Origin of the sequence: Streptomyces sp. NBC_01198 (assembly GCF_036010485.1) — a bacterium.
GTDB lineage: Bacteria > Actinomycetota > Actinomycetes > Streptomycetales > Streptomycetaceae > Actinacidiphila.
Map to the genome: position 1 here is coordinate 1,877,600 of NZ_CP108568.1, position 18,500 is coordinate 1,896,099.

Consider the following 18,500-nt stretch of genomic DNA (forward strand, 5'->3'; position numbering starts at 1 on the left):
CCCGGGGGGCGCCCCCGTCGGCGGGTGCACGTCCGTGGGGGTTGCCCGCGCCTGGCGGCGCGGGGTGTTTCCCACCCTCCCCCATGGCTCCGCGTGGGGGTGCCCCCAGACCCGTGACGGTGGTAGTTCGGCGAACGGCCTTCTTGTGGGGGTGACCACCATCGGCGGCTGTTCCGCCCGTGCGTGACGGTGTGCCGTGGGCACAGATGGCGCCGCCGGGGAGCCATCCACCTTCCCCGGGGGGCGGGTACGGGAGGGGGTGCCCACGTCCGAACGCTCCCTCCTCAGCCAGTGTCGGCAGGGGGCCGCCGGCGGCGGGGAGGGGACGGTCCGGGGGTGTCCCCGCAGGACTGCGCACAACTCCCGCTGGAAGGCACCGTAAGGGCTATGGTGCGCAGGCCGAGGAGATACCCCCGGGGCGGCACCGACCCACCCACCAGCGGCACCCGCACCCGACCAAACACCCGCACGGGCGGGCGGGCAACACAACACCCCCCATGCCAAACTGCACGGCATGCGCCGCCTGCACCCCCCCGCCGGCCCGGCGGACGAAGACCTCGCCACCCCCCACGGCCTGGCAGCCGCCTACGCATACCCGGCAGCGGCGACCCGCGCGCCCGCGCCCGGGCCCGGGCCCACGCCCCGGAAGGACCGCCCGTACGTACGGGCGAACATGGTCGCCGCCCTCGACGGCGCCGCCCACGCCAACGGCAAATCCGCCCCCCTCTCCTCCCCCGCCGACATGCGCGTCTTCGGCACGCTGCGCGCACTCGCGGACGCGATCCTCGTCGGTGCGGAGACCGTCCGGCAGGAGGGCTACCGCCCGGCCAAGGCGCGTAAGGACTTCGCCGAGCAGCGCGCCGCCGACGGCCAGTCGCCCGCCCCGGTGATCGCGGTGGTGAGCCGCCGGCTGGACCTGGACTTCGACACCCCGCTGTTCCGGGAGGCGGCGACGCCGACCATCGTGCTGACGGGCACGGCGGCGCCCGAGGAGCGACTGGCCGCGGCGCGGGCGGCGGGCGCCCAGGTGGTCCTGGCCGGCACCCGCTCAGGCGAAGCCCAAGGCGGGGCCCAAGGCGAAGACGACGGCGGCGTCGACCCGGCCCGCGCGGTCGCGGAACTGGCCGCGCTGGGCCACACCCGGCTGCTCCACGAGGGCGGCCCCCGCCTGCTGGCCCAGTTCGCGGCGGCCGGCGTGCTGGACGAGCTGTGCCTGACCGTGGCGCCGCTGCTGGTGGGCGGTGACGCGCCCCGCGTGATGAACGGCCCCGCCGTCCCCGCGGGCCCGGCCCGCTTCGTCCCGCTGTCCGTCCTGGAAGAGGACGGCTACCTGTTCACCCGCTACACCCGCGCGTAGAGCGTAGAGCAGCCCACACGCAAAACAGCCCCCACCCAGAGCAGCCCACTCCGCACGAATCACGGAGCGCACGGAGACAACAACCGCACGGAGACAAGAACCGCACGGAACCCACCCCAAACCCACGCGAAAAGCACAGCGCACGGAAAGAAATCCGCACGTACGCCCTACACCCCCCGCCCCCACCACACATGCATCCCCTTCCCAGAGGGCAGCAACCCGGGGCAAGGATGGCCCGCAAGAAACCGGATCCCACCGTTCCGCTTGGCGCCACCCGGGAACAGTTACCGCGATGTCCTGCGAAGTTCGGGGCAGGATGGTTTCCGTGGCGGCCGAGTGGCCCGCGAGAAAGAAGGACGCGTCCGTGTTCACGACCGTACTCATGATCGAGAAGCCGCTCTCCTCCGAGGACGTGGAGCTGATCACGAATCTGCACGGCGAGGAGCAGGTCTCCTTCGTGGTGCTGATGCAGCCCCGCGGCGACCAGGACCGGCTGCTGAGGGCGGTGGACGACGTGGCGCTGGGCTATCTGGAGGACGCGGCCCGGGAGAACGACGTGCCGGAGGGCGCGGCGGCGTTCAAGCCCGCGGAGGTCGCCCTCGCGCACTCCATCGAGGCGCTGCGCCGGGCCGGCGCCGAGGCGGTCGGCGAGATCGTCGAGCGGCACCCGCTGGACCTGCTGCGGACGGTCGTGGAGCGGACCCACGCCGACGAGGTCATCGTGCTGACGGCGCCGCACTTCGTGGAGGAGTTCTTCCACCGCGACTGGACCTCGCGCGCCCGGCACAAGGTGGGGGTGCCGGTGCTCAAGCTGTTCGCGCAGCAGGACGCCGGTGAGCAGCCCGCCGAGGGGTGAGGGCCGGCGGCCGCGGGCAGTGCGAGAATCGGCTGACCTGTCAACGGCCGACCTGTCAACGGCTGACCTTTTGGAGATCCGCGTATGAGCCCGTCCGTTCCGCCCACCATGGAACGACCGCACTTCATCGGTATCGGCGGCGCCGGGATGTCGGGGGTCGCGAAGCTCCTCGCGCAGCGCGGGGCGCTGGTGGCGGGCAGTGACTCACGCGAGTCGGAGACGGCCGCGGCGCTGCGCGCCCTGGGCGTGACCGTGCACATCGGGCACGATGCCGCGCAGCTGGCGCAGGACGCCACCGCCGTGGTCGTCTCCAGCGCGATCCGGCCGGAGAATCCGGAGCTCGCGGCGGCGCGCGAGCGCGGGGTGCCCGTGCTGCACCGCAGTGAGGCGCTGGCCGCGCTGATGGAGGGCACCCGCCCGATCGCGGTGGCCGGCACGCACGGCAAGACGACCACCACCTCGATGCTGGCGGTCGCGCTGTCCGCGCTCGGCATGGAGCCGTCGTACGTGATCGGCGGCGACCTGGACGCGCCCGGGTCCAACGCCCGTCACGGCGGCGGCGAGGTCTTCGTCGCCGAGGCGGACGAGAGCGACCGCAGCTTCCACAGGTACGCCCCCGAGGTGGCGATCGTGCTGAACGTGGAGCTGGACCACCACGCCAACTACGCCTCGATGGAGGAGATCTACGACTCCTTCGAGACCTTCGTCGGCAAGGTGCGGCCGGGCGGCACGCTGGTCGTCTCGGCCGACCAGCCGGGCGCGGTGGAGCTGACGTCCCGGGTGCGGGACATCGGCGGGCTGCGGATCGTGACGGTGGGCGAGGCGCAGGGCGCCGACCTGCGGGTGATGAAGATCACCCCGCGCGGCCTGACCAGCGAGGTCACCGTGCTGCTCGACGGCCGGATGCTGACCTTCACCGTGTCGGTGCCCGGTCGGCACTACGCGCTGAACGCGGTCGCCGCGCTGGCCGCGGGCATCGCGGTCGGCGCGCCGGCCCGCAATCTGGCGTCGGCGCTGGCCAAGTACACGGGTGTGCAGCGGCGGCTCCAGCTCAAGGGCGAGGCGGCCGGTGTGCAGGTGATCGACTCCTACGCGCACCACCCGACGGAGATGGCCGCCGATCTGGAGGCGATCCGGGCGGCCGCGGAGGGCGGCCGGGTGCTGGTGGTCTTCCAGCCGCACCTGTTCAGCCGCACCCGGGAGCTGGGGGCGGAGATGGGCGGCGCCCTGGCCCTGGCGGACGCCTCGGTGGTGCTTGACATCTATCCCGCCCGGGAGGACCCGGTTCCGGGGGTGACCAGCGCCCTGATCATCGATGCGGCAAGGGCCGCGGGCGCCGACGTGACCGCGGAGTCCGACCGGGACGCGGTTCCCGGGGTGGTGGCAGGAATGGCGAAGCAGGGGGATCTCGTTCTCACCATGGGGGCTGGCGACGTGACCGACCTCGGACCACGGATTCTCGCCCGTCTCGGCAGCTGAGAGGACCTCCATGTCGTATGAAGTGAACAAGACCGACGAGCAGTGGCGCGAGGAGCTGTCACCGCAGGAGTACGCGGTCCTGCGCAAGGCCGGCACCGAGCGTCCCTTCACCGGTGAGTACACCGACGTCAAGACCGAGGGCGTCTACGCGTGCCGGGCGTGCGGCGCCGAGCTCTTCCGTTCCGACACGAAGTTCGAGTCGCACTGCGGCTGGCCGTCGTTCTACGACCCGGCCGACAGCGACGCCGTCGAGCTGATCGAGGACCGCGCGATGGGCATGGTGCGGGTGGAGGTGCGCTGCGCGCGCTGCGGCTCGCACCTCGGCCATGTCTTCGAGGGCGAGGGGTACGGCACGCCGACCGACCAGCGCTACTGCATCAACTCGATCTCCCTGCGGCTCAGCCCCAAGGAGTAGGCACACCGAAGGCCCCCAAGAATCCGCCCATCGCGTACGGGGGCCTTCCCCTGCCGCGGGCCGTCCCGCGGCCGCCCTGAAGGAGGGGCGGCCCGCGGCTTCGACACCGCGCCGCTCAGCTGCGCCGCCGCGCCGCCCCGGCCTTCAGCGCGGCCGCGTGCACCGAGCGCAGTGCCAGCAGCAGCACCCCGACGTCGTCCAGGTAGATCGGGTCGGGCAGCAGATCGATGGGGCAGATCAGATAGGCCACCGATCCCCAGAACATCGCCTTGGTCGACAGCGGCATCCCCGTGGACTTCAGCACTTTCCGGGCGCGGACCAGCCGCAGCAGCAGCCGGACCGCGTAGACCGCCGTGACGACCGCCAGGACGACGCCCGCGGCCACGAGCAACACCAACGTCGTGCGGTTCACCGCACCACCTCCGATCGTCCGGGTTCACAGACCGTCTGCCCCCGGATATCGGCTCGGCACAGGCCAGGGCATGAGCAACCGTCAGAGCGCGTCCGCGCGCGGCCGGTCGGCCGGTCTCAGCGCCGTGCGGCGGCCCGCGCGGAGACCAGCAGCGCCCCGCAGGCCACGACCGCGGACAGCGCGGCGGCCAGGAAGGGGTAGGAGACGGTGCCGGTGCGGGAGCCGGTGACCAGGTCGGTCACCGCCGCCTGGGCCGGGGAGCCCGACACGACCAGGACGCCGCCCGCGGAGATCCCGGTGACCAGCAGCGACCACCCCGGGCTGCGCAGCAGCGGCGGATTGGTGACCGCCCCGACCGCGGTGCCGAGCAGCACCGAGACGGCGGCGGCCAGCAGTCCCGCCACGGCCGCCGGGCCCACCGGCACCGCCGTGCGCATGTCGTCGGCGTAGGCGTTGCTGATCGCCGCGACGACGCCCGTGCCGGCCACCGCGACCAGCGAGGACGCCAGCAGCGCCGTCACCAGCGCGCCGGCCTGCGCGCGCTCGGCGCCGACCGCGGAGGCCACGCAGGCCCGCGCGGCCGGCGGCTCGTTGCCGACGCAGACCCGCACCATCCACGCGGCGACCGGCAGCAGCAGCGCGGCCGCGTAACCGAGCGAGCCGAGCACCGGCTGGCCGCTGGAGACGCCGATGGCCATGATGGCGCCGTAGAGGAGCAGCGGGGGCAGCCAGCGGTGCGAGCGGGCCAGCAGTTCGGCCTGGTAGCGCAGGAGTGCGGCGGTCCGGTGCGGCCCGGGGACCACGGCGGGGGCGTCGTCCACCGGCGCGTCGGCGACCCGGGCCCGGGTGTGCAGACCGGTGACGTGCCAGGCCGGTTCCGCGAGCAGCAGCGCCCGCAGCACCGCGTCGGAGGCGTCGGCCGGGACCACCAGCCGTATGCCGGCTCCGTCCGGCTCCGCGAAGGGCCGCGCAGCCTCGGGGACGGCGCCGGTCCCTGCCGCCTCGATGACGACGGCGTCCGGAGCGCCCCGGGGTGCCACGGCCGCCGTGCGGACCGCGCTGACCGGCCCCGACCCGGCGGGGACGGTCACCGTGAGGGTGGCCTCGCCGGCCAGCCGGCGCGGGTCGTGGTCGACGAAGACGACGGTGCCGCCGGCGGCCACCCGGGCGCGGACGGCCGCGTCCAGGGTGTCGCGGGCCACGGCGTCGAGACCGGTCCACGCCTCGTCCAGCACGAGCAGCTCGGGGTCCGCGAGCAGCGCCTGCACTACCGCGACCTTCTGGCAGCTGCCCTTGGAGAGCTGGTCGAGCGGGGTGCCGGCGTAGCCGGCGATGCCGAAACGGTCCAGCCAGGCCTCGGCCCGTACCCGCGCGGTGGCCGCGGGCAGGCCGCGGACCGACCCGAGGTGGGTCAGGTAACGCAGCACCGGGAAGGGCAGCGCCGCGGGGAAGCGCTCGGGCACGTAGGCGGTGGACGCGGCCGGCCGCCCGGTGATCCGGCCCGCATCGGGCGCGTCCACGCCGGCCAGGATCCGCAGCAGCGTCGACTTGCCGCTGCCGTTCACCCCTTCGACCCTGACCAGGGCCCCGGCCGGTAGGTCGATTGTGACGTCCCGCAGCACCCACGGGCCGCGCAGTCCGTAACGCCGTCCGACTCCGTCGAGCCGCAGCAGTCCCTTGTCGTGCACGGGCATCATCCTGGACCACCCCGCCGCGCGGTGCCAAGCCGCGATGGCAGACTTGCCGCGTGACCAGCCCCTTCCAGCACAGTGCCGCCGAGCGCGACGCGGCACCGCAGTACGTCCTGCCACTCGTGGTGCGGATCGAGCGGGACGCCCCGCCGCCGCGCACCGACGCCCTGGAGACCGCGGCCCGCGCGGTCCTGACCCTGCTGTCCGCCGAGCGCGCCACCGCCGAGGACGGCGAGTGGACGCAGGCGGTACGGGACTGGCAGGACGCCAGGATCAGGAAGGTCGTGCGGCGCGCGCGGGGCGCGGAGTGGCGGCGGGCGGAGGCGCTGCCCGGCATCACCGTCACCGGGCGGGCGGCGGAGGTCCGCGTCTTCCCGCCGGTGCCGCTGGACGGCTGGCCCAAGGACCTGGCCAGGCTCCAGGTGTCCGGGACCGAACTGGACGACCCCGAGCCGGTGCCCGCGCCGGATCCGGCGGGACCGGTGCTCTGGCTCAACCCCGGCATCACCATGTCCGCCGGCAAGGCGATGGCCCAGGCCGGGCACGGGGCGCAACTCGCCTGGTGGGAGCTGGACACCGCGAGCCGCGCCGCGTGGCGGGCGGCGGGCTTCGCCCTGTCCGTCCGCACGCCCGGCGCCGGCACCTGGGCCCGCCTGGGCGGCTGCGACCTCCCGGTCGTCCGCGATGCCGGCTTCACCGAGATCCCCGCGGGCTCCCCGACAGTGGTGGCCGACCACCCCGCGCTCCGCGCGAGCCGCTGACCGGCGCCCTCGCCCGTGGGCGTCAGGCCAGGCCCGCGACCAGTTCGCCGAGCGGGCGGCGGCGGCCGGTGAAGAACGGCACCTCCTCGCGGACGTGCATCCGCGCCTCGGAGGCGCGCAGCAGCCGCATGAGGTCGACGATGCGGTAGAGCTCGTCGGCCTCGAAGGCGAGGATCCACTCGTAGTCGCCGAGCGAGAAGGACGCGACGGTGTTGGCGCGGACGTCGGGGTAGCCGCGGGCCAGCTTGCCGTGGTCGGCGAGCATCCGGCGGCGGTCCTCGTCGGGCAGCAGGTACCAGTCGTACGAGCGCACGAAGGGGTAGACGCTGACGTAGTCGCGCGGGGTCTCGTCGGCGAGGAAGGCCGGGACGTGCGACTTGTTGAACTCGGCGGGGCGGTGCAGTGCCATGTTGGACCACACCGGCTCCAGCGCGCGGCCCAGCCTGGTGCGGCGGAAGAGGTTGTACGCCTCCTGCAGCGCCTCGGCGGTCTCCGCGTGCCACCAGATCATCACGTCGGCGTCCGCCCGCAGCCCCGAGACGTCGTAGGTGCCGCGGATGGTGACGTCCTTGGCGCCGAGCTGCGCGAACAGCTCGTCGACCTCGTCGGCGTATCCGGTGCGGTCCTCGGGCAGCGGGGTGCGCAGCCGGAAGACCGACCACAGCGTGTAGCGGATGACCTCGTTGAGGTCCTTGGCCTTCTTGCCCGCGTTGGCGGTCTTGGCGTGCGCCACGGCGTCCGCGGCGGCGGAGTCGAGGGCGTGGTCGGCAGTCGAGTCGGTCATGCGGCTATTCTCCCGCGCCGCCCGTCCCGTCCGGCACCAGGGTGGCCAGTACCTCGGACGCCGCGCGGTTGCCGCTGCCGACGCATGCCGGGATGCCCACACCGTCGTAGAGGGCACCGCAGACGGCCAGGCCGGGCAGCTTGGCGACCTGTTCGCGGATCCGGGCGACGCGGTCCAGGTGGCCGACCGGATACTGCGGCAGGCCCGCGGCCCAGCGGGTGACCCGGGCGGCGACCGGTGCGGCCCGCAGGCCGACCGCCTCCGCCAGGTCGTCCCTGGACAGCCGGACCAGGTCGGTGTCGTCCCAGGCGAGGTCGGCCTCGTCGCCGTGGCGACCGACCGAGGTGCGCAGCACCACGGTGTCGCCGCCGGCCGCGTCCTGCCAGCCCCACTTGCGGCTGGAGAACGTCGAGGCCTTGATCGTCCGGCCGTCGACCGGCGGCACGAGGAAGCCGCTGGACTGCGGCAGCCGGTGCACGTCGGAGCGGCGGAAGGCCATGGTGACCAGCGCCATGCCCGCGTAGTCGACGCTGTCCAGGTCGGCGGCAGCGGCCGGCGACTCGGCGCCGAGCAGCCGGGCGGCGGCGGTCGCGGGGACGGCGAGCACCACGGCGTCGGCGTCGATGACGCGGTCGCCGAGGCGGACCTGCCAGCCGTGCGGCCCGGTCCTGCGCAGCTCGCGCACCGGCGTTCCGGTCTCGATGACGACGCCGGCCGCCCGGCAGGCGTCGGCGACCGCGAGCGGCAGCCGGCCGACGCCGCCCCGGATGCCGTTGAAGACCGGCCCCGTACCGGCCGAGGCGGCGGCGCGGCGCTGGATGCCGCGGGCCACCTCGATCAGCGAACGCCCGCCGTCGCGGGCCGCGGTGTAGAGCTGCGGGACGGCGGCACGCAGCGAGATCTCGTACGCGTTGCCCGCGTAGACGCCGCCGAGCAGCGGTTCCACCAGCCGGTCGACGACCTCGCGGCCGAGCCGGGCGGCGACGAAGGCCCCGACGGCCACGTCGCCGTCGATCTCGGTACGCGGCAGGACGTGGTCGAACGGGAGCCGGGCGAGACCGGCGGGCGAGAGCACCCCGGAGGCGGCGAGCGGGCCGAGGTCGCCGGGGACGCCCATCACGTGGCCCTTGGGCATCGGCCGCAGCCGGCCGCGCGTCCACAGCGTGGCGCCGAGCACGGCGGGCGGCTCCAGATCGTCACCGAGGCCGACCTCGCGGGCCAGCTCCACCGCCTCGGGGCGGCGGGCCAGAATCGATTCAGCACCGAGGTCGACCGGCACCCCGGCGATCTCGTCGGCGTGCAGCTTGCCGCCCAGCCGGGACGAGGCCTCCAGCAGGGTCACCCGGGCGCCCGCGGCGGCCAGCCGGTGGGCGGCGGCCAGGCCCGAGATACCGCCGCCGACCACCACCACATGTCCGCCCGCGGGTGCTGTCGCGGGCCGTTCCGCCCGGTCGCGGGCGGCCGCCGCGCCCGTGCCGCTGTGCGAGTCGCTCATGCGTCCACTGTCTCAGACTCCGGATCGAGTTCCGACCGTGATCCCTTCGGTACCGCAGGACGGCAACGGGACCGCGAAGCCGTCCGTCCAATCAGTGGCATGTCACAACGGCCCTGCCCCTGGGGGGATTCGAGATGAGACCCAGCACGAGACAGCACGCACCCGGCGCCCGACGCCGCCGACGCGGGGCCGCCGCCGTCGCGGCACTGCTGCTGGCGGGCACCCTCGCCGTCGCCGGGTGCAGCGCGTCGTCCGGCAAGGATTCGGCCAGCTCAGACAAGGCTGCGGCACCGGCGGCGAACGGCCGGCCCGGGGTGCCGGAGGACGGTTCCGGCAGCAGCGGCTCGGGCGACGGGGCCGCCGCGGCGGGCACCGGCGGCACGGCCGCGGGCGCCCCCTCGTCGGGGTCGGGGAGCGCCAGGACCCCGGCGCTCGCCCCGACCTATCTGGTGCGCACCGCCGAGGTGAGCATCCGCACCCCGCACGTGGAGGACGCGCTGCAGCAGGCCAGGACGCTGGTCGCGGGCGCCGGCGGTTACGCGGGCGACGAGGACACGGCGGTGGACGCCGGCGGCCACGCCACCTCGACCGTCCAGCTGCGGGTGCCGCCGGCGGCGTACGACAGGCTGCTCGACGACCTCGGCAAGCTCGGCACCCTGCTGGGGCGCAAGGTCAGCGTGGACGACGTCACCGGCCAGGTGGTCGACGTGCAGAGCCGGGTGAAGTCGCAGCGGGCCAGCGTCGACCGGGTGCGCAAGCTCATGGACCAGGCGTCCGGGCTCAGCGATGTGGTGTCGCTGGAGAGCGAACTGAGCTCCCGTGAGGCGGCGTTGGAGGCGCTGGAGGCCCAGCAGTCGTCGCTGAGGGCGCAGGCGGGCCTGGCCACGGTGACGCTGCGGCTGAGCGAGCCGCCGGTGAAGGCCGCGCCGCACAAGGCGCCGCAGAAGGAGAAGAAGGACGGCTTCCTGACCATCGTCGGCAACGCGCTGAGCGGCGGCTGGCACGCCTTCTCGGTGACGGTGCGTACGGTGCTCGTCGTGCTGTCGGTGCTGCTGCCGTTCCTGGCGCTCGGGGTGCTGATCTGGGCGGCCTGGCGGCTGGTGCGCCGCTGGCGGCCGCGCACCGGGCCGGCCGCCCCGCGGCCGACGCTGCGGGCGGCGGACCGGCTGCCGCGGTATCCGCGGGTGCCGGGGCAGCACGAGGAGCAGGCCGACACCTCGTTGGAGCCGCAGGCAGCGTCCCCCGAGGCGTCCAGGTCGCAGGAGGAGCAGGAGCCGCGGGACTGACCGGCGGCCGCTGAGCGGTCAGGCCGCCTGCGTGGCGCGGTGGACGAAGTCCACCAGGCGGCTGAGGGCGTCGGGGTCGGTGCTCGGCAGGACGCCGTGGCCGAGGTTGAAGATGTGGCCGGTGCCGGCCGCGGCCGCGGCGTCCAGCACCTCGCGGGTCTTCGCCTCGACCGCCGCGGTCGGGGCGAAGAGCACCGCGGGGTCGAGGTTGCCCTGCAGGGCCTTGCCGTGGCCGACCCGGCGGGCGGCCTCGTCGAGCGGCACCCGCCAGTCGACGCCCACCACGTCGGCGCCGGCCTCGCCCATCAGGCCGAGCAGTTCGCCGGTGCCGACGCCGAAGTGGATGCGGGGCACCCCGTAGCCGGCGACGGCGTCGAAGACCTTCACCGAGGACGGCATCACATGGCGCCGGTAGTCGGCGGGCGACAGCGCGCCGACCCAGGAGTCGAAGAGCTGCACGGCGCTGGCGCCGGCCTCGATCTGCACCTTCAGGAAGGCGGCGGTGATGTCGGCGAGCCGGTCGAGCAGCTCGTGCCACAGCTCGGGGTCGCCGTACATCAGGGCCTTGGTGCGCTCGTGGTTGCGGGACGGCCCGCCCTCGACGAGGTAGCTGGCCAGGGTGAAGGGGGCGCCGGCGAAACCGATCAGCGGGGTGGCGCCCAGCTCGGCGGTGAGCAGGCCGACCGCCTCGGTGACGTAGCCGACGTCGGTGGGCTCCAGGTCGCGCAGCCTGGCCAGGTCCTGCCGGGTGCGGATCGGCTCGGCGACGACCGGGCCGACACCCGGCTTGATGTCCAGGTCGACGCCGATCGCCTTGAGCGGCACCACGATGTCGCTGTAGTAGACCGCCGCGTCCACCCGGTGCCGCCTGACCGGCTGCAGGGTGATCTCGGCGACCAGCTCGGGCCGCGTGCACGACTCCAGCATGGGGATGCCCTCGCGCACCTTCAGGAACTCGGGCAGCGACCGCCCTGCCTGCCGCATGAACCACACGGGGGTGTGCGGCACCGGTTCGTTCCGGCAGGCACGGATGAAGGGGGACGCAGCGGTCTGCTCAGGCGCACTCACACCGGGCATCCTCCCATGGCGGGAGCGGGCACCAGTTGGGGGGCCTCGGGTGTTGTTGCGCACGCGAGGGGCGTCGGCGGCCTAGTCTTCCGGGCATGGCAGCGGTGCATGGGCAGCTCGGCGAGGACGACGGGGTCCCCTTTCCCTTTCGGCATGCGGTGGAGGCCCTGCGGGGGGCGCGGGTGCGGTCCGAGGTGCGGATCGAGGAGGTGACCGCGCCACGCCGGCTGGCCCCGTACGCCTACGCGCTGGAGGCCACGGTCGCGGTCGACGGCGAGGAGCTGGCCGACGGGCGGGTGGTGCTGCTGCACGAACCGGCCGGCCACGAGGCCTGGCACGGCACCTTCCGGCTGGTGACGCTGGCCAGGGCGGAGCTGGAGCCGGAGATGGCCGGCGACCCGCTGCTGCCCGAGGTCAGCTGGTCCTGGCTGACCGGCGCGCTCGCCGCCCGCGGCGCCGACCACGACGAGCCGAGCGGTACGGTCTCGCGCGCGTCCTCGCACTTCTTCGGCGGCCTCGCCGACCGGCCCGACGAGACCAGGATCGAGCTGCGCGCCTCGTGGTCGCCGCGGGAGCGGCCCGGCGGGGTCATCGACGGCGCGACCCACCTGGCGGCCTGGTGCGACCTGCTGTGCGCGTGCGCCGGCCTGCCGCCCAGCGAGGGCCCGGAGGCGGCGGTACGCGGTGCGGGCGGCGTGGTGCCGCTGCCCAAACGGCGCACCTGACGCGGCGACAGCCCCGGCGCCGCTCGGCGGTGTCGGGGCACATCTGTGCCCGGGCTGCTCTGGCGTTCGATCGGCCGTCCGATTTGCCGGAATTAATGCTCAATAAATCGTGATCTTTCCCTAAAGCCCGGAGCAATTGCTGCCGAAGGAGACTGTGACCGTTTCAGTCCCCTTTGCCACAGGAGGCCCGGTGTCCGTTCTTCTCGAGCAGCCCACGAGCCTGGTCGCCTACCGTCCCAGCAAGCCGACGGCCATGGTCGTCGTAGCCGACCCCCGCGTCCGCTCCACTGTCACCCGACACCTGTGGGCTCTCGGGGTTCGCGATGTGATCGAGGCCTCGTCCATTGCCGAGGCCCGGCCCCGGGTCGGTAATCCCCGCGACATCTGCGTCGCCGACGTCCACCTCCCCGACGGTTCGGGGCTCACCCTGCTGGCCGAGACCCGCGCCGCAGGCTGGCCCAACGGGCTCGCGCTGTCCGCCGCCGACGACATCGGCGCGGTGCGCAACGCCCTGGCGGGCGGCGTCAAGGGTTACGTGGTGACCGGCACCCGCAACAGCCCAGGCTCCATGGCCGGCCGCCCCGGCCTCGCCCCGCTCGGCGCCACCGCCGCCCGCATGCAGCGCCGCCCGCCGGGCGCCTCCGGCCACCCCGGGAGCGGCTACCGCGAGCTGTCGGGGCGCGAGGTGGAGGTGCTGCGGCTGGTCGCGGAGGGCCAGTCCAACAAGGCGATCGGCGTGTCGATGGGGTTGTCGGCGCTGACCGTGAAAAGCCATCTGGCGCGGATCGCTCGCAAGCTCGGTACGGGTGACCGGGCCGGCATGGTGGCGGTCGCGCTGCGCACGGGCATCATTCACTGACCGCCGCGAGCAGGGGGCGGAACGTTCCGCCCCCTGCGTCGCCCAACCTCGAGGGCACCCCGAACCCCCGCCACGCGCGCTGCCGCGCGCCCCCTGGGGTGAGCGCCCCCTGCGGTGGCGTCGCTTGCTTTCCCGCCGCGGTGGCTGGTCGCGCAGTTCCCCGCGCCCTGAAAACCCCCACCCTCCGCCGAAGAGGGCAACCCCTCAGGGCGCGAGGAACTGCGCGCGCAACCACGACGGCAGGAAAAACGCACCCCGACCGCAAGGGGCACCCCCCAGGGGCGCGAGGAACTGCGCGAGAAGCCGGCGCGGCGGGAAGGAGGCACCCCCACCGCGGGGGCACGCCCGGGGGCGTGGGCGCCCCACCGCTGGGGGAAAGGTCGTGGGGATGGGCGAACCCCCGGAGGGGCCGGCACGGCTACCCTTGACAGGTGACCGACGCCAGAGAGACCGCAACCCCGGAAGAAGACGCGGCGCCGGTTCCGCTGCTGGACCCGCGCGAGGGCATCCCGCCGGTGACCGCAGACCCGGAGGCTCTCACAGCAGTCGCCGCGGCGTTCGCCGCGGGTTCGGGCCCGGTAGCCGTCGATGCCGAGCGCGCCTCCGGCTACCGCTACGGGCAGCGGGCCTATCTGGTCCAGCTGCGCCGCGCCGGAGCAGGGACCGCGCTGATCGACCCGGTCGGGTGTCCCGACCTGTCCGCCCTGGACTCCGCCCTGAGCGGCACCGAGTGGGTGCTGCACGCCGCCACCCAGGACCTCCCATGCCTCGCCGAGCTCGGCATGCACCCGACATCGCTGTTCGACACCGAGCTGGCCGGGCGGCTGGCCGGCTTCCCGCGGGTCGGGCTGGGCGCGATGGTCGAGCAGGTGCTCGGCTACGCCCTGGAGAAGGGCCACTCGGCGGTCGACTGGTCCACCCGCCCCCTGCCCGAGCCCTGGCTGCGGTACGCCGCGCTGGACGTCGAGCTGCTGGTCGACCTGCGCGACGCGCTGGAGGAGGAGCTGCGCACCCAGGGCAAGCTGGAGTGGGCGCTGCAGGAGTTCGCCGCCATCGCCGCCGCCCCGCCGCCGGCCCCCCGGGTGGACCCGTGGCGCCGCACGTCGGGCATGCACAAGGTGCGCAGGCGCCGCCAGATCGGCGTGGTGCGCGAACTGTGGCTGGCACGGGACCGCACCGCCCGGGAGCGGGACGTCTCGCCGGGCCGGGTGCTGAGCGACGCGGCGATCGTGGCCGCCGCCCTGGAGAGCCCGCCGAACGTGCACGCGCTGGCCGCGCTGCCCGGTTTCGGGCACCGGATGGGCCGCCGCCAGCTGGACCAGTGGCAGGCGGCCGTCGACCGGGCCCGCGGGCTGCCCGAGCGCGAGCTGCCGCAGCCGACGGCCGCGTACAACGGGCCGCCCCCGCCGCGCGCCTGGGCCGACAAGGACCCGGCGGCCGCCGCCCGCCTGTCCGCCGCCCGCGCGGCGGTCACCGGTCTGGCGGAGGAGCTGAACCTGCCGCAGGAGAATCTGATCACCCCGGACTCGGTCCGCCGGGTCTGCTGGTCGCCCCCCGGCGACCGCTCCCCCGACGCGGTCGCCGCCGCTCTGGCGGCGCTGGGCGCCCGCCCGTGGCAGATCGAGCTGACCACCCCGCTGCTGGCCAAGTCGCTCACCGCCCGCCCCGCCGCGGACGAATAACCCGTTCCCGTGTGACCTACGCCGCTTCCCCGCGTTGCACTGTCCCGACCGGTTACCCGCGAGTAGCATGAGGGTCGGTGCCGCGCCCGCCCCTGGGCGGTGCGGTGCCCGGCCCGTCCACCGTCCCCCGGTCACCCCGGTGAGCGAGCCGACGGCCGCGCCGGCGTCGAAAGGGCGGCCGGCGGCGAGCGAACACAGAAAGAGGGAACCTCGTGCCCCGTACTGCGAGGGATGTCGTCTTCGTCGACGGCGTCCGCACCCCGTTCGGCAAAGCGGGCCCGAAGGGCATCTACCACGAGACCCGCGCCGACGACCTGGTGATCAAGTGCATCCGGGAGCTGCTGCGGCGCAATCCGCAGCTGGACCCGGCCCGTGTCGACGAGGTCGCGGTCGCCGCGACGACGCAGATCGGCGACCAGGGGCTCACCCTGGGGCGCACCGCGGCCATCCTGGCCGGGCTGCCGACGACCGTGCCCGGCTTCTCCGTCGACCGGATGTGCGCCGGTGCGATGACCGCGGTGACGACGACGGCCGGCGGCATCGCGTTCGGCGCCTACGACGTGGTGGTCGCCGGCGGTGTCGAGCACATGGGTCGGCACCCGATGGGCGAGGGCGTGGACCCGAATCCGCGGTTCGTCTCGGAGAAGCTGGTCGACGAGTCCGCGATGTTCATGGGCATGACCGCGGAGAATCTGCACGACCGCTTCCCGCGGCTGACCAGGGCGCGCGCCGACGAGTTCGCGGTCCGCAGCCAGGAGAAGGCGGCGAAGGCGTACGCCAACGGCCGGATCCAGCAGGACCTGGTGCCGATCGCGATCCGCCGCACCAGCCCGGAGGCCGGGGAGACCGGCTGGGGCCTGGCGACCGCCGACGAGCCGATGCGCCCGGGCACCACGCTGGAGCAGCTGGCCGGGCTCAAGACGCCCTTCCGGGCGCACGGCCGGGTCACAGCGGGCAACGCGGCGGGCCTCAACGACGGCGCCACCGCCTCGCTCCTGGCCGCCGAGGACGTGGCCCGCGAGCTGGACCTGCCGGTGCGGATGCGCCTGGTGTCGTACGCCTTCGCGGGCGTCGAGCCGGAGGTGATGGGCATCGGCCCGATCCCGGCCACCGAGAAGGCCCTGGCCAATGCGGGCCTGGGCATCGACGACATCGGGCTGTTCGAGGTCAACGAGGCCTTCGCCGTCCAGGTGCTCTCGCTGCTCGACCACTACGGCATCGCCGACGACGACCCGCGGGTCAACCAGTACGGCGGCGCCATCGCCTTCGGCCACCCGCTGGCCTCCTCCGGGGTGCGGCTGATGACGCAGCTGGCCCGGCAGTTCGAGGAGCAGCCGCAGGTGCGCTACGGCATCACCACGATGTGCGTCGGCTTCGGCATGGGCGGCACGGTCGTCTGGGAGAACCCCCACTGGAGCGGAGCGACCACCGAGCGCGGCGACGGGAGCGGCAAGTGAGCACCACCACCGAACTTCTCAAGGGCGCGGCCGAGCTGTTCCCCGGCGAGGTCGTCACCAGCGCGCAGGTGCGGCACATCGACCTGCCCGGCGCGGGCCGCTTCGCACTGATCACCCTGGACAACGGCCTGGACCACACCAAGCCGACCACCTTCGGCCCGCAGTCGCTGGCCAATCTCGACGCGGCGATCGACCGGGTCGAGAAGGAGGCCGCGGACGGCGCGATCACCGGGGTCGGCATCACCGGCAAGCCGTTCATCTTCGCGGTCGGCGCCGACCTCAAGGGCGTGGAGCTGCTGGGGAGCCACCAGGACGCGCTCGCCATCGGCAAGGGCGGCCACGAGGTCTTCAAGCGGCTGTCCTCGCTCGCGGTGCCGACCTTCGCCTACTACAACGGGGCCGCCATGGGCGGCGGCGTCGAGGTCGGCCTGCACTGCACCTACCGGACGGTCTCCGCCTCGGTGCCGGCCTTCTCGCTCCCCGAGGTCTTCCTCGGGCTGGTGCCCGGCTGGGGCGGCTGCGGGCTGCTGCCCAACCTGATCGGCGCGGACCGCGCGGTCAGCGTGATCATCGAGAACTCGCTCAACCAGAACCGCCAGCTCAAGGGCGCCCAGGTGGCCGAACTGGGCATCGCCGACGCGCTCTTCGAGGCCGCCGACTTCCTGGAGCAGTCGCTGCTGTGGACCGCGGCCGTACTCAAGGGCGAGATCGCGGTCGTACGCGCCGAGGTGGACCGCGGCGAGGCGTGGGACCGGGCGGTGGAGCGCGGGCGCCTCATCGCCGACGGCAAGGTGCACGGCGCGGCCCCCGCCGCCTACCGGGCGCTGGAGATCATCGCGGCGGCCAAGGACGGCGACCTGCAGCGCGCCTTCGACGCCGAGGACACCGCGCTGGCCGACCTGATCATGGGCGGCGAGCTGCGCAGCGGGATCTACGCCTTCAACCTGGTCCAGCGGCGCGGCAAGCGGCCGGTCGGCGCGCCCGACAAGGCGCTGGCCCGTCCGGTGTCCAAGGTCGGCGTGGTCGGCGCGGGCCTGATGGCCTCGCAGCTGGCGCTGCTGTTCGTGCGCCGGCTGGAAGTGCCGGTGGTGCTGACCGACATCGACCAGCAGCGGATCGACAAGGGCGTGGGCTACGTCCACGGCGAGATCGACAAGCTGCTGGCCAAGGGCAGGCTCGGGCAGGACGCGGCGAACCGCTACAAGGCGCTGGTGACCGGGCACCTCGACAAGGCCGCGGCCTTCGGTGACGCGGACTTCGTCATCGAGGCGGTCTTCGAGGAGATGGGCGTCAAGCAGCAGGTCTTCGCCGAACTGGAAGCGGTGGTGCGCCCGGACACCATCCTGGCCACCAACACCTCCTCGCTGTCGGTGACCGAGATGGCCGCGAAGCTCGACCACCCGGAGCGGGTGGTGGGCTTCCACTTCTTCAACCCGGTGGCGATCCTGCCGCTGCTGGAGATCGTCCGCGGCGAGGGCACCGACGACCCGTCGCTGGCCACCGCCTTCGCGGTGGCCAAGAAGCTGCGCAAGACCGCGGTGCTGGTCAAGGACGCGCCGGCCTTCGTGGTCAACCGCATCCTGACCCGCTTCATGGGCGAGATCCAGAACGTGATCGACGAGGGCACCCCGGTGGCGGTCGCGGAGAAGGCCATCGAGCCGCTCGGCCTGCCGATGTCCCCGCTGGTGCTGCTCGAACTGGTCGGCCCCGCCATCGGCCTGCACGTCTCGGAGACCCTGCACGGCGTCTTCCCCGACCGCTTCACGGTGTCGGAGAACCTGGCGGCGGTCGTCAAGGCCGGCAAGCGCGGCTTCTACGTCTACGACTCGGGCCGCCCCGAGCTGGACCCGGAGGTCGCCGCGCTGCTCAAGCAGGGCGACAGCGTGCTGACGGAAGCGCAGGTGCGCGACCGGGTACTCGACGCGGTGGCGCAGGAGATCGGCCTGATGCTCGACGAGGGCGTGGTCGCCGAGGCGCAGGACATCGACCTGTGCCTGATCACCGGTGCGGGCTGGCCCTTCCACCTGGGCGGTGTCACCCCCTACCTGGACCGTGAGGGCGTCTCGCAGCGGGTGAACGGCAGGACCTTCCTGGCCCCGGGCGTCGCGAGCGTCCCGGCCTGACGCGGCGGCAGGCGAAGGGGGCGGGGCCACGGCGGCCCCGCCCCCTTTTC

The 18,500-nt window shown here is 74.1% G+C and carries 16 protein-coding genes; 11 read left to right on the forward strand and 5 right to left on the reverse strand.

Annotation, left to right across the window (positions count from 1 at the left end; all coding sequences use genetic code 11):
- The first annotated feature begins 514 nt into the window (after positions 1–514).
- From OG702_RS08470 to msrB, 4 genes are all read left to right on the forward strand, one after another.
- On the forward strand, positions 515–1,357 hold the full coding sequence (locus tag OG702_RS08470; protein WP_327288234.1) for a pyrimidine reductase family protein: 843 nt from the start codon (positions 515–517) through the stop codon (positions 1,355–1,357).
- 364 nt (positions 1,358–1,721) lie between these two features.
- Entirely contained in the window at positions 1,722–2,213 is a 492-nt protein-coding gene (locus OG702_RS08475) for an indole-3-glycerol phosphate synthase (RefSeq protein ID WP_327288235.1), read from the forward strand.
- Between the two features lie 84 nt (positions 2,214–2,297).
- Positions 2,298–3,692: a UDP-N-acetylmuramate--L-alanine ligase gene (gene murC, locus OG702_RS08480; RefSeq protein ID WP_327288236.1), complete on the forward strand. Its 1,395-nt coding sequence runs from the start codon at positions 2,298–2,300 to the stop codon at positions 3,690–3,692.
- Between the two features lie 10 nt (positions 3,693–3,702).
- Positions 3,703–4,107, forward strand: a complete 405-nt coding sequence (gene msrB, locus OG702_RS08485; protein ID WP_327288238.1) for a peptide-methionine (R)-S-oxide reductase MsrB — start codon at positions 3,703–3,705, stop codon at positions 4,105–4,107.
- Between the two features lie 115 nt (positions 4,108–4,222).
- Here the strand turns inward: msrB and OG702_RS08490 are convergent, their stop codons facing one another.
- On the reverse strand, positions 4,223–4,519 hold the full coding sequence (locus OG702_RS08490) for a YkvA family protein (protein WP_327288239.1): 297 nt from the start codon (positions 4,517–4,519) through the stop codon (positions 4,223–4,225).
- 116 nt (positions 4,520–4,635) lie between these two features.
- Positions 4,636–6,207, reverse strand: coding sequence for an ATP-binding cassette domain-containing protein (locus OG702_RS08495; RefSeq protein ID WP_327288240.1), 1,572 nt, complete (start codon positions 6,205–6,207; stop codon positions 4,636–4,638).
- A 59-nt stretch (positions 6,208–6,266) separates the two neighbouring features.
- On the opposite strand from OG702_RS08495, the gene OG702_RS08500 reads away from it, so the two are divergent.
- Entirely contained in the window at positions 6,267–6,971 is a 705-nt protein-coding gene (locus OG702_RS08500) for a peptidyl-tRNA hydrolase (protein ID WP_327288241.1), read from the forward strand.
- A gap of 22 nt (positions 6,972–6,993) precedes the next feature.
- Here the strand turns inward: OG702_RS08500 and hemQ are convergent, their stop codons facing one another.
- Positions 6,994–7,755, reverse strand: coding sequence for a hydrogen peroxide-dependent heme synthase (gene hemQ, locus OG702_RS08505; protein ID WP_327288242.1), 762 nt, complete (start codon positions 7,753–7,755; stop codon positions 6,994–6,996).
- A 4-nt stretch (positions 7,756–7,759) separates the two neighbouring features.
- A complete protein-coding gene (gene hemG, locus OG702_RS08510; RefSeq protein ID WP_327288243.1) occupies positions 7,760–9,250 on the reverse strand; it encodes a protoporphyrinogen oxidase in 1,491 nt (496 codons plus the stop codon).
- A 134-nt stretch (positions 9,251–9,384) separates the two neighbouring features.
- On the opposite strand from hemG, the gene OG702_RS08515 reads away from it, so the two are divergent.
- Entirely contained in the window at positions 9,385–10,536 is a 1,152-nt protein-coding gene (locus tag OG702_RS08515) for a DUF4349 domain-containing protein (protein WP_327288244.1), read from the forward strand.
- Between the two features lie 18 nt (positions 10,537–10,554).
- Here OG702_RS08515 and hemE read toward each other — a convergent pair whose 3' ends face one another.
- The gene (hemE, locus tag OG702_RS08520) at positions 10,555–11,613 is read right to left on the reverse strand and encodes a uroporphyrinogen decarboxylase (RefSeq protein WP_442814343.1); all 1,059 of its coding nucleotides are present in this window, start codon (positions 11,611–11,613) and stop codon (positions 10,555–10,557) included.
- Between the two features lie 86 nt (positions 11,614–11,699).
- Here hemE and OG702_RS08525 point away from each other — a divergent pair, with 86 nt between their 5' ends.
- The 5 genes from OG702_RS08525 to OG702_RS08545 all read left to right on the forward strand — a co-directional run bounded on the left by OG702_RS08525 (position 11,700) and on the right by OG702_RS08545 (position 18,450).
- Positions 11,700–12,329: a DUF3000 domain-containing protein gene (locus OG702_RS08525; RefSeq protein WP_327288246.1), complete on the forward strand. Its 630-nt coding sequence runs from the start codon at positions 11,700–11,702 to the stop codon at positions 12,327–12,329.
- A gap of 190 nt (positions 12,330–12,519) precedes the next feature.
- Positions 12,520–13,188: a response regulator transcription factor gene (locus OG702_RS08530; RefSeq protein ID WP_033177087.1), complete on the forward strand. Its 669-nt coding sequence runs from the start codon at positions 12,520–12,522 to the stop codon at positions 13,186–13,188.
- Positions 13,189–13,619: 431 nt separating this feature from the next.
- Complete coding sequence (locus OG702_RS08535; protein ID WP_327288247.1) at positions 13,620–14,870, forward strand: ribonuclease D; 1,251 nt, start codon at positions 13,620–13,622, stop codon at positions 14,868–14,870.
- Between the two features lie 212 nt (positions 14,871–15,082).
- A complete protein-coding gene (locus tag OG702_RS08540) occupies positions 15,083–16,327 on the forward strand; it encodes a thiolase family protein (RefSeq protein ID WP_327288248.1) in 1,245 nt (414 codons plus the stop codon).
- Complete coding sequence (locus tag OG702_RS08545) at positions 16,324–18,450, forward strand: 3-hydroxyacyl-CoA dehydrogenase NAD-binding domain-containing protein (protein WP_327288249.1); 2,127 nt, start codon at positions 16,324–16,326, stop codon at positions 18,448–18,450. The genes OG702_RS08540 and OG702_RS08545 overlap by 4 nt, the downstream gene beginning before the upstream one ends.
- Positions 18,451–18,500: the final 50 nt, after the last annotated feature.

Coding starts and splice junctions, on each gene's coding strand:
- OG702_RS08470 (WP_327288234.1), top strand. CDS start 515: ATGCGCCGCCTGCACCCCCCCGCCGGCCCGGCGGACGAAGACCTCGCC.
- murC (WP_327288236.1), top strand. CDS start 2,298: ATGAGCCCGTCCGTTCCGCCCACCATGGAACGACCGCACTTCATCGGT.
- msrB (WP_327288238.1), top strand. CDS start 3,703: ATGTCGTATGAAGTGAACAAGACCGACGAGCAGTGGCGCGAGGAGCTG.
- hemQ (WP_327288242.1), bottom strand. CDS start 7,755: ATGACCGACTCGACTGCCGACCACGCCCTCGACTCCGCCGCCGCGGAC.
- hemG (WP_327288243.1), bottom strand. CDS start 9,250: ATGAGCGACTCGCACAGCGGCACGGGCGCGGCGGCCGCCCGCGACCGG.
- OG702_RS08515 (WP_327288244.1), top strand. CDS start 9,385: ATGAGACCCAGCACGAGACAGCACGCACCCGGCGCCCGACGCCGCCGA.
- hemE (WP_442814343.1), bottom strand. CDS start 11,613: ATGCCCGGTGTGAGTGCGCCTGAGCAGACCGCTGCGTCCCCCTTCATC.
- OG702_RS08525 (WP_327288246.1), top strand. CDS start 11,700: ATGGCAGCGGTGCATGGGCAGCTCGGCGAGGACGACGGGGTCCCCTTT.